This is a genomic window from Rhodococcus sp. ACT016, from assembly GCF_050477185.1.
Taxonomy (GTDB): Bacteria; Actinomycetota; Actinomycetes; order Mycobacteriales; family Mycobacteriaceae; genus Prescottella.
In genome coordinates this window covers 698,297-713,023 of sequence record NZ_JBEAET010000001.1, presented here as the reverse complement: position 1 = coordinate 713,023, position 14,727 = coordinate 698,297, and the positions used below count along the sequence as shown (strand labels likewise).

Genomic DNA, 14,727 nt, shown 5'->3' with positions numbered 1-14,727 from the left:
GCTGTCCCTCCCGGTGCACTTCGCCAGCCTCCCGCTACGTGGAACGGTCGTAGGCACCACACTCCACGACGCCCTAGCGTCCTGTCGAGGCACACCGAAGGGAGTTCGATGGAGCGCCTGCGCGCCGAGGCCGCGGCCGACGCTGCACCGACCGTCTACGTCGTCGACGAGATGGAGGTCGTGCCCGGTCGGGCGCGTGAGTTCCTCGCGTCGTACCTCGAGCAGTACGCGCCGGGCGCACGCGAGCGCGGCCTCACCCTCGACCGCATCCTCGTCAGCCCGCCCGTGTGGCTCGCCGACCAGTCGAACACCGTCACCGTCACGTGGACCGTCACCGGCGCGGACGCGTGGTGGCAGCAGCGGTGGGCGGCCGGCCGCGACCCGGACGTCGCCGCGTGGTGGAAGGCAGCCGACGCGTCGCTGGTGAGCCGACGCCGCACGACGTCGTGCGCGCTCGACGATCTCGAGGCGGTGACCGATGTTTGAGGTGATCAGGCTGATCCACTTCGCCGACACCGCCGACGCCGAGTTCCGGGAGGCGATCGTCGCCGGTCTGCACGCCGAGGTGGAACCTCACGCGGCGGCGGCGCTGATCCGCCCCACACTGCCCGGCGCGATCAACGCAGGCGACGTGATCGCCCGATTTCGGTTCGACACCGAATCCGATTGGCGTGCAGCGGAAAACAACGTCGATTCCTGGTTCTGGACGCCTGCGGTCGACCACGTCGACGGCGTGACCTTCACGAGTTCCGTATCCCCGGCGGACGATGCCGGCGAGCCAACCGTGTACCGCACCCTGCTGGTCGCCGTCGATCCGTCCAGCGACCCGGAGCACGTGCGGCAGTTCGAGGCCGAGACGGCCGCGATGCCGCTGTACATCCGTTCGATCGGCGCCTCGCAGTTCGCCCGGGTGCGCGATACGACCGGTACCGCGGCCTGGACGCACGTGTGGGAACAGGAGTACAGCAGCCTCGACGGGCTGACCGGTCCGTACATGACGCACCCGTACCACTGGGCGCACGTGGACCGCTGGTTCGACCCCGAGCGTGACCGGAAGATCGTGACCGCGCTGTGTCACGGCTTCGTGGCGATCGAGGAACCGTTCCTCACCGCCGGGTGACGATCACCGCCCTTCGTCACCGTGGACGCCGCGACCGTCCTAACATTTCGGTCGAACGCTCTGCAGTCGAAGGGAATCACGAATGACCACGGGGATCGAACAGCGCGAGTTCCAGACCGAGACTCGCCAGATTCTGGATCTGATGATCCACTCGGTGTACTCCAACAAGGACACCTTCCTCCGGGAGCTCGTCTCCAACTCGTCCGACGCGCTCGACAAGCTCAAGCTCGAGGCGTTCCGCGACAAGGACCTCGAGGCCGACACATCGGATCTGCACGTCGAACTGGAGGTCGACGCGGAGGCACGCACGCTCACGGTGCGCGACAACGGCATCGGCATGTCCCGCGACGAGGTGATCGACCTGATCGGCACCCTCGCGAAGTCCGGCACGGCCGAGCTGCGGCGCAAGCTGCGCGAGGCGAGAGAAGCAGCCGCCGCCGGGACACTGGTCGGCTCAGCCTCCGAGGAGTTGATCGGCCAGTTCGGCATCGGCTTCTACTCGACCTTCATGGTCGCGGACAAGGTCGCGCTGCTGACCCGCAAGGCCGGCGAGAAGCACGCGACGCGGTGGGAGTCGAGCGGCGACGCCACCTACACGATCGAAACCGTCGACGACGCCCCGCAGGGCACATCGGTGACGCTGCACCTCAAGCCGGAGGACGTCGACGACCACCTGTACGACTACGCCTCCGAGCGCAAGCTCCGCGAGATCGTCAAGCGCTACTCGGATTTCATCGCCTACCCGATCCGGATGCAGGTCGAGCGTCCCGCCCCGAAGAGCGACGACGAGACCGAGGACGTCACCGACGCGCCGAAGACGGTCGTGGAGACCGAAACGCTCAACTCTATGAAGGCGCTGTGGGCTCGCCCGCGCAGCGAGGTCTCCGACGACGAGTACAACGAGTTCTACAAGCACGTCAGCCACTCGTGGGACGACCCGCTCGAGATCATCCCGATGAAGGCCGAGGGCACCTTCGAGTACCAGGCGCTGCTGTTCATCCCGTCGCACGCGCCGTTCGACCTGTTCTCCCGCGAGCACCGCGCGGGCATCCACCTGTACGTCAAACGCGTCTTCATCATGGACGACTGCGACGACCTCATGCCCGAGTACCTACGCTTCGTCAAGGGTGTGGTGGACGCACAGGACCTGTCGCTCAACGTCTCTCGCGAAATCCTGCAGCAGGACCGGCAGATCCGCGCGATCCGGCGCCGACTCACCAAGAAGGTGCTCACCACGATCCGGGACCTGATGTCGTCCGAGGACGAGGCGGCCCGGGAGAAGTACCGCACGGTGTGGTCACAGTTCGGCCGGGTCCTGAAGGAGGGTCTGCTCTCGGACTTCGACAATCGCGACACCCTGCTCGGGATCTGCTCGTTCCCGTCGACGCACAGCGAGGACGAGCAGACCACGCTGGCCCAGTACGTCGAGCGGATGAAGGACGGCCAGGAGCAGATCTACTACCTCACCGGCGAGTCCCGCCAGCAGCTCGAGGCGTCGCCGCACATGGAGGCGTTCCGCGCCCGCGGGCTCGAGGTGCTGCTGCTCACCGACCCGGTCGACGAGATGTGGGTGACGTCGGTCCCCGAGTTCGACGGCAAGCCGCTGCAGTCGATCGCGAAGGGCGAGGTGGACCTCGACACCGAGGAGGAGAAGCAGGAGGCGGAGGCCAAGCGCGAGGAGCAGGACAAGGACTTCGCCGACGTCCTGGGGTGGCTCACCACGACGCTCGAGGACCAGGTCAAGCAGGTGCGGTTGTCGACCCGCCTCACGGACTCCCCCGCGTGCATCGTCGGCGACGAGTTCGGCATGACGCCGGCGCTCGAGCGGATGTACCGGGCGTCGGGCCAGGAGGTCCCGCACTTCAAGCGGATCCTCGAGCTCAACCCGACGCACCCGCTGGTCGAGGGCCTGCGCACCGCGCACGCCGAGCGCGGAGACGACCCGAGCCTCGCCGAGACCGCCGAATTGCTCTACGGCACCGCACTTCTCGCGGAGGGCGGCGAGTTGGAAGATCCGGCACATTTCGCGAAGATGCTCGCGAACCGCCTGGCGCGGACCATCTAGACACATCCATCGGCTCGAGGCAGCGCCCGCGGGAGTCCGACTCCCGCGGGCGCTGCCGTGCACGACGACAAGTGCACCGAGCACGCGCTCGAAACCTGCCATGAACCTCCCCGGTGTGCGTAGCATCTAATCCATCTCGTTCGAATCCCTTCGGGAGGCCGACGTGCGTGGACTTGGCATCGATCTCGGAACTACGAACACAGTCGTCGGGACCGCAGAAGGCGGAATCGTCCTGAACGAACCGTCTTTCATGCTGGTTCGGAACAAAGATCCGCATCGCGCCCTCGCGATCGGCGAGGATGCGCGCAACCTCGTCGGCCGCACACCTGCGGGCATCACACAGGTTCGACCCATGCGTGACGGCGTGATCGTGGATCTGGAGACGGCCCGGGCATTCGTCACGGCCGTCATCGAGCAGGTAGCCCCGCACCGGCGATACAGTCGGCGTCCGACGGCCGTCTTCTCGGCTCCTGCCGGGGCCACCCCGCTCGAGCGTCGCGCACTGCTCGAAGTCGGGCACGAGGCGGGCCTGCGCAAGGTCGGGCTGATCCCGGAACCGGTGGCGGGAGCGCTCGGGTGCGGGGTCAATCCGCTCGAGCCCCGCGCCCATCTCGTCGTGAGCGTCGGTGGTGGTGTCTCGGAGGTCACCGCCATCTGTTTCGGCGGCGTGATCTCGCACCGCAGTTGCCAACTGGCGGGAGAGGAACTGACCGAGGCGCTGCACCACTACCTGCGCGAAGAGCACCAGATCATCGTCGGCGAACTGACCGCGGAACGCGCCAAGATGGGCACACCCGACACCGACGACGAACAGTCGCTCGTGGTGGAGGGACTCGACGCCGTCACGGGCCGCGCGCGGCTGATCTCACTCGACGTCGAGGAGATCGTCGAAGCGCTGCGGCCGACCACCACCGGGATCGTGCAGACGCTCAGCGCTTGCCTGGAAGACCTTCCCCCGCAGGCGATCAGCGACGTGATGTCCGAGGGCGTCCTGGTGATCGGGGGCGGCTCAATGCTCCGCGGGTTGTCCCAGCTGTTCGAAGAATCGTTCGGTCTCCCGGTGAAGACGGCCGAGCGCCCGCTCACGTGCGTCGCCGAGGGCGCCACGGCCTGCCTGGATCACCCGGAGGTCGTCGCCGCGTACAGCGGCTGATCGCCTACATCTGCTCATTCCCCGGGACGTCTGATCACTCGGAACGCTCGATCATCTGGAACGTCCGATCACCGAGCCGGTGGCGGTCCCGGTCGTCCCGCGGGGTAGCGCTCGAGGAGCGCCTTGACCACGGGACCGGACGCATCCGATCCGGATCCACCGCCGCGAACGAGCGCCAGATCATCGTCGGCGAACTGACCGCGGAGCGCGCCAAGATGGGCACACCCAACACCGACGACGAACAGTCGCTCGTGGTGGAGGGGCTCGACGCCGTCACGTGCGTCGCCGAGGGCGCCACGGCCTGCCTGGACCATCCGGAGGTCGTCGCCGCGTACAGCGGCTGATCTTCCGTATCCTCTGAATCCCCCGCAGCATCCTCTGATCCCCCGCAGCGTCTGATCCGCTGTGGGGGATCACCTACGAAAGCTGATCACCGACCCGGCTCCGGAGCCGGAGCCGGAGTCGGTGCCGGTGCCGGAGCCGGTCGCCCCGCCAGATAGCGCTCGAGGAGCGCCTTGACCACGGGACCGGACGCATCCGATCCGGATCCACCGCCGCGAACCATCGCCGTGACAACGACTTCGGGAGAATCGAAGGGCGCCACGGCGGTGAACCAGGCGTCGAGACCGTTCCCCGGCGCCGACGGATCCTCCGCCGTTCCGGTCTTGGCGCCGGCCGGCACCGGCAGGGTGGCGAGCTGCGCGCCCGTACCGGCAGCGGCCGAAGCCCGCATCCCGGCGCGAACCGGATCGAGCTTGTCGGCGAAGGGAAGCCGCTGAGGCTCCCCCGTCGGAATCGGCGCGCCTTCTCCGGTCCCGTAGGCGGCGGCGAGCTGCGGGGTGACCACTGCCCCGGTGGCGATGCCGGACGTCCAGCGTGCCACTTGCAGCGGGGTCGCCGTCACGGCGCCCTGCCCGATGCCCATCAGTAGCGTCGAGCCCGGATACCAGGTGCCTCCGGTGTCGGCGACCGACTTGGGTGTTCCCAGGAAACCCTCGGCCTCGCCGGGCAGATCGATTCCCGATCGCCGGCCCACTCCGAGCTGGTCGGCAGCCGTCGCGATCCGGTCGGGACCGAGGAGTTCGGCGAGCTTGTAGAAGTACACGTTGTCCGACCACTGGATCGCCTGCATCAGGTTGTTCGGCCCCAGCGGCTTCCAGTTCGCGAACGTGTGCCCGCCGTACGTGTAGGAGGCGCCGGTCTCGATCACCTGCTCCGGGTCCAGTACCTGATCCTCCGCGTTCGCCGAGCCGACAACGATCTTGAAGGTCGAGCCGGGCGGCGCGGCAGTCTGGTACGCGTTGTTGACCATCCGTCCGGGCCCGGGGCCCTCGGTTTGGGCCGCGAGCGCGGCAGCGTCGACGGGGGGACCGTAGACGTTGTTGTCGTACCCGGGCACGCTGGCGAGCGCCATCACCGCGCCGGTGCGCGCGTCCATCACAACCGCCGCGCCCAGGTCACCCCCGCTGCTGCGGACCGCCTGGGCCAGCGCATCCGTCGCCAGATTCTGCAACCCGATGTCCAGGTGCAGCCGCAGGTCGTGGCCCGGCACGGGATCCACGCGCTCACCGGGACCCAAGGGATTTCCGGCCGGGTCGACGTATATGCACTGCTTGCCGTCGGTGCCGCGCAGCAGCGCGTCGTACTGCATCTCGAGTCCCGCTCTGCCGACCCGCGACCCGAGCGCAAGCTGCGGCCAACGTTCCATGTCCTGCTCGTCGGCGACGCCGACGTAGCCGAGAACGGAGGCAAGCGTGGCGCCGTAGGGATAGTGCCGCTTCCCGGATGGGACGACGAGAACACCCGGGATGTTCGCGTCGATGATTTGCCGAGCCTGCTCGGGTGGGACCCTGCCGACGACTCCCTGCATCTCCCCTTCGTCACGTTCACCCAGGGTTTTCTCCAGCGCGTCAGGGGAAACACCGAGCAAGTTCGCGAGCTCAGCGCGTGAACCGGCGTCGTTCTCGGGGAACATTCCGGTGACCACCGAAATGGTGTATTCGGCAACGTTGGTCGCCAGCGGCACACCGTTTCGGTCGAGGATCTGACCGCGCTCGGCAGGCAGGCGTATGCAGCGAGTCATCTGCGCATCGCTCAACGCCCGCAACTCGGGACCACGATCGGTCTGCAGATGCCAGGCGGACACCGACATCACGACGAGGGCTGCGGTGACCGCGAGGGAACCCGCTGTCAAGCCGCGCGGCACTCGCCGACGTTTGGACGACTCGGCCCACAGCGGCCGAGCGACACCGTCTCTGCGCACAGCGAGCACCAGCCCGATCGAGACGAATCCGACGAGCGCGACCGTGCCCCCGTAGCTGAACAGCGGGATCGGCATTCCGTGCTGGGGCAGGAGCGACAGGCTCGCAGCGACCGACAGCGCGGCATGGATCCCGAACATCCCGCCGATGCCCGCGGCCACGAGCGCACCTTCCTTGGTCCGTGCCCGTCGTGCGGCGAGTGCTGCACGCCAGGTGATCACCAAGCTGGCCGCCACGACGGCAAGGCCGGCGAACAGTCCCCACCCGTACACGACGCTTGCGAACGCAAGGTCGTGCTGCGACTCGGGAAGGAATTCGGCCCTCAGGCCGTACATGGGGTCCCGCGCCAGGCCCCACAGCCCACCGCTGCCGACCGCGATGTCGGCCTGAAGCGACGCCCAGCCCGACCCACTCGTGTCGGCGTGGTTCGACGTAAACTCTTGGATCCGTTCGAGCTGGTAGGGGCGGAGGAAGAGACCGGCGAAGGGCAGCGCGGCGATCCCGAGCGCGAACAGCGGCAGCAGCGGCAGCAGCGGCACCCTGGCGAGGATCAGCATCAGCACTGCTGCCGCCGCCAGCATCACTGCACTCGACAGATCGGGCTGCAGAGCGACCAGTGCGACCACGACGCCCGTGATCGACACCGTCGCCACCAACCGACCGAACGTGTAGCCGCCGGCCAGGATGGATGCCAACACCAGGACCAGACCGAGCTTGGCGACTTCGGACGGCTGAACGGTGAACACGCCGAAATCCAGCCAGCGTTGCGCGCCCTTGACCGCTACCCCGACGAACGACACGGCCACCAGCATCACGACCGAAACCACGAGGGTCGCCCACCCGAATCGTCGCAGGTTACCCACCCGCATCCGCGACACGGCGAACATCAACACGATGCCGATGGCGGCAACGACTGCGTGGCGGATCGCGTACGACGTGAGTCCGATCGACACCAGGTTGAGCAGGCCGAGGACTGTGAGAACGATCGCCGCCGTGACGATCCAAGGATCGGACTGCCGTTCGTGCCCCCGCGCGCGATCCCCGTCGCCGATCATCAGCAGGTTACTTTCTCTGCAGGCACGTACAGCGGCTCCGAAGCGGCAGTCGCCGGGTCACTCGTGACCGCCGCGAGAGCCAATGCGTGGCTCTGCGGAAGAAACGCCTTGCTCAGGCCGTAGACCCCATCCCGACCCTGCTCGACGGGCAGCGTGACGTCAGCGCCGGTGTGCACCTCACCGGAGCATCGGTCGTAGACGTTCAGCTTCCAGGTGACCGAGTCGACGGTCGCCCCCGGGTCGAGATGAACGTCCACTCGTACGTCGCACGGTTGTCCGGCGCTGCACGATCCGTCCGCGAAACTCGCGGTGACCCCGGTGATCTTGCCCGCAGCGGCTGGGGCACCGGTATGGACGGGTGCCGCCTCGACACCACCGGCCTCGGTAGCGACCACGGGCTGGTCCGCCGGTTCGGCCGGCGGCGGCGACACCGGCTGAAGCTGATTCTCGCTCGAGGGATTCACCGGATGGACGATGGCGCCCCAACCACGGCTCAGCTCGCCCCACATGAGAGGACCCGCCGCTACCGCCCCGACGAGCAAGATGATCGCGCTCAGGGCGAACACGCCCTGTCTCCGGGACAGCCGTCTCCGGCGACTGTGCCAGGGACTACGGACCGGCGGAAACCAGACGGTGTTCGGCACGAGCGATCCGGCCGGCACGCACGGCACGCTCGGCGCGTCGGTCCGACCGTTCACCGCCGGGCCGTCCGAACCGGGCTGTCCCCTCGTCGCCCGGACGAGGTCGCCGATCCGGCGCCTCCGTCGAGTCTCGTCGGCCGGGTCGATTTCGGAATCCACCACGGGGCGAACCCGGCGAATCAGATCAACCGGATCCGTTGTGTCCGAACCTGATTCGGTCAAACGATCGCCGAGATCCGAACTCCGACAGTTCGTCGCGATATCGCGGAGCATGCCTGCGATCGCATCGTTCGCCTCGATGCTGGACGCGGCGCCCCCTACGCCGTCGAGCGTGAGCCGCCCATCGTCGGAGACCACCGCGGCGTCGCTACGAAGCATGATCGGACGGCCACCACCGGCGCTCACCCGTTCGTACTCGCCGATCACGTCCGCACACAGCTGCGCAGCCTGCGGCGGCGTCAGTCTCACGACCGCGAGCAACCTCGGAAGTGTGACGTCGACACGAGCACCACCGGGGCCGTCGTCTATCGGATCGGAAGGTTCCGGCCGGACTGCTTCGGGCTCACTGCTCGTGTGAACCCCCAAGGCTGCTTCGTTCATCGCGCATCCCCGAGACGATCGGCCTCCCGCGGGTGGCACCGGAGCGGGCGGGCGGTGGACTGGACTGTGTTTGATCTTGCCGAAATCCATTGCGCCTGTTCGAATCTATTTAACTCCGATCCGACCCCTCGAGGACAGGATTCGCGAACCCGGAAGGCCTCGAGCCCGCCTCGGGCACCATTCCCGTTTTGCCTGATTCGATCGCGCCCCCGGCCGTTTCGTAACGTAAGTACCCGTGTCGATCGAAGCCCCTCCCCCGATTCCCACACCGACGCGGGCCTGGCCCGCGCTGGTGCGCGTGCCGCGGGACGGGCGCCGATGGCCGGGAACGGCACGAGCGGCGGTCGCCGTCGCCCTGCCGGGTCTGATCGGTGTCGCGCTCGGCCACGACCTGTCGGCCGCAACGGCGGCCCTCGGCGCCTTCGCCGTGGTGTACGGGGAGGGTCGTCCGTACCGGGTGCGGTGGCGGGCGGTCTCGGTCGCGGCGTGCGTGATGGTGGTTGCGGCCGCCCTTGGTGCCGGTGTCGGCAGCGCGGTCCACGACGCGGCGTCCTCCGGCGGGTCCGCGCTGTGGCCGCTGGCGCTGGTGCTCGCGATGTCGGCCTTCGTGGCCGCGGGAGCCTTCGTCGTCGACGCGCTGCGACTCGGTGCTCCGGGCGCGTTCCTCCCGCTGCTCGCGGTCGAGATCGCGTCGGCACTGCCCGTGGCAGGTGTCTCCGTCGGCCACATCGTCGGCTGGACGGCGATCGGTGCGGCCACCGCCGTTCCGGTCGCCATGTCCGGGTGCGTGGTGCGGCCCCGCACCCCCGAGCGTGCGGCGGTCTCGTCCGCGATCGCAGCGGTGGACGCATTCGACCGCGATCGGGGCTCGGCCGCCCGACGGCACGGCGCGGTCAAGGCCGTCCACGCCGCCTGGCAGTGCCTGCACGACGCGGGCATCGCCTCCCGCGACCACGCACTGACCCGGGACCTGCTCGGGGCACAGGATCGCTGCGTGTCACTTCTGCACGGCACCGAGACGGCCCTCGACACCGACGGTGAGGATCTGTGGCGGCGGGTGCCCGCGGCGCGGCCGACGATCCGGTTCCGGCTGCGGCGGGCGGCGCACCCGCGGGGCCGGTCGGCGCTCATCGTGGTGCGACTGCTCGTAGCCTGCCCGGTCGCCGGCGCCGTCGCGATGGGTCTCGGCGTCGCCCGACCGGACTGGGCCGTCATCACCGCCGCCATGATCCTGCACCAGGGGCCGGACCGCGTCCTCGGGACGTACCGGGCCGTGCACCGCTTCGCGGGGACCGTGCTGGGCCTGATCATCCTCGCCGCGCTCACTCCGCTCGACCCGACCGGCGCCGCACTCGTGCTGGTGCTGGCCGCGTCGATGGCCGGATTGCAGGCCTACCTCGTCCGCAACTACGGGCTGGCCATGGTGTTCATCACGATCCTGGCCCTGCTGCTCGCCGGGCTCGGATCACCCGACGACCTGACCGGGGTGACCCGGGACCGCCTGCTCGAGACGGTGATCGGTGTCGTCGTCGCCGTCGTCGTGCTTTGGGCGGTGCTGCCGACGTCGTACCGCCGGATCCTGGACGACACCGACGCACAGGTCGCGTCGACGATCGAGCGGATCGAGGCCACGCCCGACCGGTCCGAGGCCCGCGAACTGTGCCGCGGCCTCGAGTTCGATCTGCACTCGGCGACGACGGCCGCGCTGGTGGCCGCACACACGGATCCGGAGTGGACCGGGACCCGGTGGGCACGCCATCACGAACTCAACGAGTCCGGCTATCGGGCCCTCGCATTGTCCGGGAACCACCCCTCGGAGTGAGTGCTAGGCGATGACCAGGCTGTCTCGGGAGAGCGGTGTCCCGAAGTAGCCCGCGTCGGGGTCGACGACCACCGTCTTGGCTTCGCCCTGCCGGGCCAGGACCTCGCGAGCCATCTGTTCGAACGGCATCTTCTCGGGCCCGCCGATGTTCTCGACGGCGCCCAATGGTTCGCCTGCTGCCACACCCGCAACCTCGGCGGCGAGGTCGTCGACGGAGATGGGCTGGATCAGCGCGTCCGGGACGCGCACCTCGTCGCCGACGGTCATCGAGGCCGTGATCTGGTCGGTGAACTCGGCAAACTGGGTGGAACGGACGATGGAGTAGGGAATCCCAGCCTCTTCGATGAGCCTCTCCTGGGCGACCTTCGCCCGCAAATAGCCGCTCAGCGGCAACTGGTCGGCGCCGACGATCGACACCGCGACGTAGTGGCCGACGCCGGCCGCCTTCGCGGCGGTCTCCAGGTTGGTGGTCGATCTCGTGAAGAAGTCCATCACCGGACCGTCCTCGAAGGACGGCGAGTTGGACACGTCGACAACCACGTCGGCACCTGTCAGAGCCTCGGCGAGGCCTTCCCCGGTGAGCGTGTCGATACCGGTGTTCCGCGAGGCCGCGACGGTTTCGTCGCCGTGCTCCCGTAGCTTGTCGACCACCTTCGATCCCAGCGTCCCGGTGCCACCGATCACGACGATCTTCATGGCCTTCCCTCCAGAATCCAGGTCGGCGCACCCGGACCGGCGCGGTCGTCCGCAGCATCGGGCGCAGAACCAGGCTAAGCCGTCCAGTGGTGGTGCCACAGCACGATCTCGTATCGCACCGAAATGTCCGTCCGACGACACCGGGGCCGCGTGGCGAACCGCGCGGCCCCGGTGTGAAGCGTCGAACTAGGTGCGCGACGGCACGATCAGCACCGGGCAGTCGGCGGTGTGCAGCATCGCCCGGCTGGTCGAGCCCAGCAGCATGCCCTTGAACCCTCCGCGTCCGCGGGTGCCGACGACGATCAGCTGGGCCTGTTCGGCGTACTCGCTGAGCACCCGCACCGGCCGGTCCCGTGCCACGACGCGTTCGACGGTGACGTCCGGGTACCGCTCCTGCCAGCCGGCGAGCCGCTCGGCCAGCACCACTTCCTCACCGGTCTGGATGCGGCTCCAGTGCGGGTCGTCGGGGGTGGCGCCGAGCGACGGCTGCACGCTCACATCGCTCCACACGTTCACCGCGATGAGGTTGGCGTTCCGCATCGCAGCCTCCTCGAACGCGGCCGCGACCGCGGGCTTGCACGACTCGGAGCCGTCGACACCCACGACGATCGGGCCCTCGGTCGGCGGCAGGCCGTCGAGCGTGCGGCCGCGGACGACGGCGACCGGGCACTCGGCGTGCGCGGACACCGCGGCGGTGACGGACCCGACGACGAGTCCGGTGATCTCGCCGTGCCCGTGCGATCCGAGGACCACCATCCACGCCTGCTGCGACAGGTCGATCAGTGTGGGCGCCGGGCGGCCGTCGATCTGCTCCGTGGTGATCTCGATCGAACCGATGTCCTCGGCCGACTGCTTGGCCAGGACGTGGGCGCTGTCGAGGCGCGAGCGGGCCGTGTCGCGCAGTTCGTCCTGGAAGCTGCGAGCCAGATACGGCTCGGAGTAGTAGAACGCCGGGATGTGCACGGCGGTCACGATGTGCAGGCGACGCTGGTGGACCGCGGCGGCGCGGGCCGCCCACACCACCGCGTTCGATGCCGCTTCGGAACCGTCGACGGCGACGACGATCGCTTCGGTTGCACTCATGGATCCAGTTTCTCCTTCACACCTGGCAGACCGGTCGAGACCATTGTCCCGGTTTCCGTTGACCGTCGCGCGGGTCTCGGGCCCCCGCGAGCCGTGACGCTCGGCACGCCACGACTCGCCGGGGTCCCGCTCAGTCGACGATCGCGCGCAGCTTCTCGATCAGCGCGACCCGCCCCGCGCGGTCGGCCGCCATCGGGGTGACGTTGAGCGTCGTCACGCCGGCCGCGGCGAAGGCCGCGACGCGCTCCTTGACGAAGCTCTCGGTGCCGATGAGCGAGACGGCGCGCACGAGTTCGTCGGGGACCGCGGCGGCGGCCTCGTCCTTCTTGCCCGCCAGGTACAGGTCCTGGATCTTCTCGGCTTCCTCCGCGTAGCCATAGCGGCACGCGAGGTCGTTGTAGAAGTTCTTGCCCTTGGCGCCCATGCCGCCGATGTACAGCGCGAGGTGCGGCTTGATCCACTGCAGCATCGGCTCGACGTCGTCGCCGATGGCCAGCGCCGGTCCCGCGTAGATCTGTAGGTCACCCAGGGCCGGGTCGCGCTTGGCCTTGCCGGCGGCGAGCGCCTCGCCCCACACCGACTCCGCCTTCTCCGGATGGAAGAAGATCGGCTCCCAGCCCTCGGCGATCTCGGCGGTGAGCGCCACGTTCTTCGGGCCCAGCGAGGCGATGACGATCGGGATCCGCTCACGCACCGGGTGGTTGATCAGCTTGAGCGGCTTGCCCAGGCCCGTGCCCTGATCGGCGGGCAGCGGCACCTGGTAGTACTTGCCCTGGTAGTTGACCTTCTCGCGGCGCCACACCTGGCGGCAGATGTCGACCAGTTCGCGGGTGCGGCCGAGCGGGGCGTCGTACTTGACGCCGTGGAAGCCCTCGATCACCTGCGGACCCGACGCCCCGATGCCCATCACGAACCGGCCACCCGAGACATAGTCCAGGCCGGCCGCGGTCATTGCGGTCAGGCTCGGGGTGCGGGTGTAGATCTGGAAGATGCCCGACGCCAACTCGATCGTCGACGTCTTGGCCGCGAGGAAGCCCAGCTGACTGACCGCGTCGAACGAGTACGCCTCGGGCACGAACACGATGTCCAGGCCGGCCCGTTCGAGGTCGGCGACCTCTTCGACGGTCTCCGCGAATCCCCCGCTGTAGTTCAAGCCCATTCCGATGCGCACTGCGGCGACCCCATTCCGTTTTATCTGTGACGGACGTTACGACAAATGGACTCTACGACCGCTCGGGGCGGACCACCATCACCGGGCACTGCGCCTTCTGGACCAGTTCGTTGCTGGTCGAGCCGAGCAGCAGGCCGCGGAATCCGCCGCGCCCGCGGCTGCCGACGACCACCAACTGCGCCTTCTGCGACCACGCCAGCAGGTGGGTGCGCGGGCCGTCGATGTACAACTCGCGCTGGACCGCGACGTCCGGGTAGCGCTCACACCACCCGGCGAGGCGTTCGGAGAGCACCTCGTGTTCGGCGTCCTCGAAAGCCCTCGGGTCACGGATCGCGCTGCGCCCACCGGCGAGCGTGCCGTGCGGGGTGTCGCTCCAGGCGTGGATCGCGACGAGCGGAACCCCGCGCTGCGCGGCCTCCTCGAACGCGATGCCCGTGGCGCGCTCACTGGTGGGGCTGCCGTCGATGCCGACGACCACGGGCCCCTCGTGCGGCACCTCGCCGTCCCGCTGGTGGACCACCACCACCGGGCACACACCGTGACTCGCGGCGTTGACCGCGGTCGAGCCGATGCCGCCGGCGGCACCGCTGCCCGACGCACCCAGCACCAGCGCACGTGAGTCCTCGGAGAGCGACACCAGCCAACGGGCGCCGCCCATCGTGGAGATCTCGGTGGAGATGTCCAGGTCGGCGGAGACCTCCCGGGCCACGGCGGCGGCGCGGGCGAGGACCTCCTTGCCCTGGTCCTCCATCCAGTCGTAGATGCCGGCGACGTCGAGGTACGGCGCACCGTAGGTGTACGGCGAGAAGTTCAGGGCGTGGATGATCCGCAGCGACAGGTTGCGGTCCGCACACATCCGGGCGGCCCAGCGGACGGCAGCCTCCGCGGACTCCGATCCGTCGACGCCGACGATCACCGCGTTCGCGTCCCGCGCGGCCGACGGCCCCTCGGTGCCCTGCTGCATGCCCTGTGCGGTCATCCCGCTCACCCTCTTCCGTTTGCGACGAATCGGTGCGGCAAGTCGTGGTCGATCCTCCTCGGATCGAGCCGATCGAGGTGC

12 protein-coding genes are annotated in these 14,727 nt (G+C 68.8%); 6 read left to right on the top strand and 6 right to left on the bottom strand.

Annotated elements, in window-relative coordinates:
• Positions 1–108: 108 nt before the first annotated feature.
• From ACQ5DX_RS03355 to ACQ5DX_RS03335, 5 genes are all read left to right on the top strand, one after another.
• Positions 109–486 (top strand): hypothetical protein, encoded by a 378-nt coding sequence (locus ACQ5DX_RS03355; RefSeq protein ID WP_430331274.1) that lies wholly within the window; start codon positions 109–111, stop codon positions 484–486.
• Complete coding sequence (locus ACQ5DX_RS03350; RefSeq protein ID WP_430331273.1) at positions 479–1,120, top strand: Dabb family protein; 642 nt, start codon at positions 479–481, stop codon at positions 1,118–1,120. Before ACQ5DX_RS03355 ends, ACQ5DX_RS03350 begins: the two co-directional genes overlap by 8 nt.
• 82 nt (positions 1,121–1,202) lie before the next feature.
• On the top strand, positions 1,203–3,185 hold the full coding sequence (htpG, locus tag ACQ5DX_RS03345; protein WP_430331272.1) for a molecular chaperone HtpG: 1,983 nt from the start codon (positions 1,203–1,205) through the stop codon (positions 3,183–3,185).
• Between the two features lie 163 nt (positions 3,186–3,348).
• Positions 3,349–4,338 (top strand): rod shape-determining protein, encoded by a 990-nt coding sequence (locus ACQ5DX_RS03340; RefSeq protein WP_430331271.1) that lies wholly within the window; start codon positions 3,349–3,351, stop codon positions 4,336–4,338.
• Positions 4,339–4,553: 215 nt separating this feature from the next.
• Positions 4,554–4,682: a hypothetical protein gene (locus tag ACQ5DX_RS03335; protein ID WP_430331270.1), complete on the top strand. Its 129-nt coding sequence runs from the start codon at positions 4,554–4,556 to the stop codon at positions 4,680–4,682.
• An 86-nt stretch (positions 4,683–4,768) separates the two neighbouring features.
• Here ACQ5DX_RS03335 and ACQ5DX_RS03330 read toward each other — a convergent pair whose 3' ends face one another.
• Both ACQ5DX_RS03330 and ACQ5DX_RS03325 read right to left on the bottom strand, forming a co-directional pair.
• Positions 4,769–7,654, bottom strand: a complete 2,886-nt coding sequence (locus tag ACQ5DX_RS03330) for an FtsW/RodA/SpoVE family cell cycle protein (protein ID WP_430331269.1) — start codon at positions 7,652–7,654, stop codon at positions 4,769–4,771.
• Positions 7,654–8,763 (bottom strand): hypothetical protein, encoded by a 1,110-nt coding sequence (locus tag ACQ5DX_RS03325; protein ID WP_430331268.1) that lies wholly within the window; start codon positions 8,761–8,763, stop codon positions 7,654–7,656. Before ACQ5DX_RS03325 ends, ACQ5DX_RS03330 begins: the two co-directional genes overlap by 1 nt.
• A 367-nt stretch (positions 8,764–9,130) precedes the next feature.
• Here ACQ5DX_RS03325 and ACQ5DX_RS03320 point away from each other — a divergent pair, with 367 nt between their 5' ends.
• On the top strand, positions 9,131–10,717 hold the full coding sequence (locus ACQ5DX_RS03320) for an FUSC family protein (RefSeq protein ID WP_430331267.1): 1,587 nt from the start codon (positions 9,131–9,133) through the stop codon (positions 10,715–10,717).
• Between the two features lie 3 nt (positions 10,718–10,720).
• On the opposite strand, the gene ACQ5DX_RS03315 is transcribed toward ACQ5DX_RS03320, so the two are convergent.
• The 4 genes from ACQ5DX_RS03315 to ACQ5DX_RS03300 all read right to left on the bottom strand — a co-directional run bounded on the left by ACQ5DX_RS03315 (position 10,721) and on the right by ACQ5DX_RS03300 (position 14,646).
• Positions 10,721–11,413 carry an SDR family oxidoreductase gene (locus ACQ5DX_RS03315; protein WP_430331266.1) on the bottom strand — a complete coding sequence of 231 codons (693 nt, stop codon included), beginning with the start codon at positions 11,411–11,413 and terminating at the stop codon, positions 10,721–10,723.
• A gap of 186 nt (positions 11,414–11,599) precedes the next feature.
• Positions 11,600–12,496 (bottom strand): universal stress protein, encoded by an 897-nt coding sequence (locus ACQ5DX_RS03310; RefSeq protein ID WP_430331265.1) that lies wholly within the window; start codon positions 12,494–12,496, stop codon positions 11,600–11,602.
• A 130-nt stretch (positions 12,497–12,626) separates the two neighbouring features.
• Complete coding sequence (locus ACQ5DX_RS03305; RefSeq protein WP_430331264.1) at positions 12,627–13,667, bottom strand: LLM class F420-dependent oxidoreductase; 1,041 nt, start codon at positions 13,665–13,667, stop codon at positions 12,627–12,629.
• A 52-nt stretch (positions 13,668–13,719) separates the two neighbouring features.
• Entirely contained in the window at positions 13,720–14,646 is a 927-nt protein-coding gene (locus ACQ5DX_RS03300; RefSeq protein WP_430331263.1) for a universal stress protein, read from the bottom strand.
• Positions 14,647–14,727: the final 81 nt, after the last annotated feature.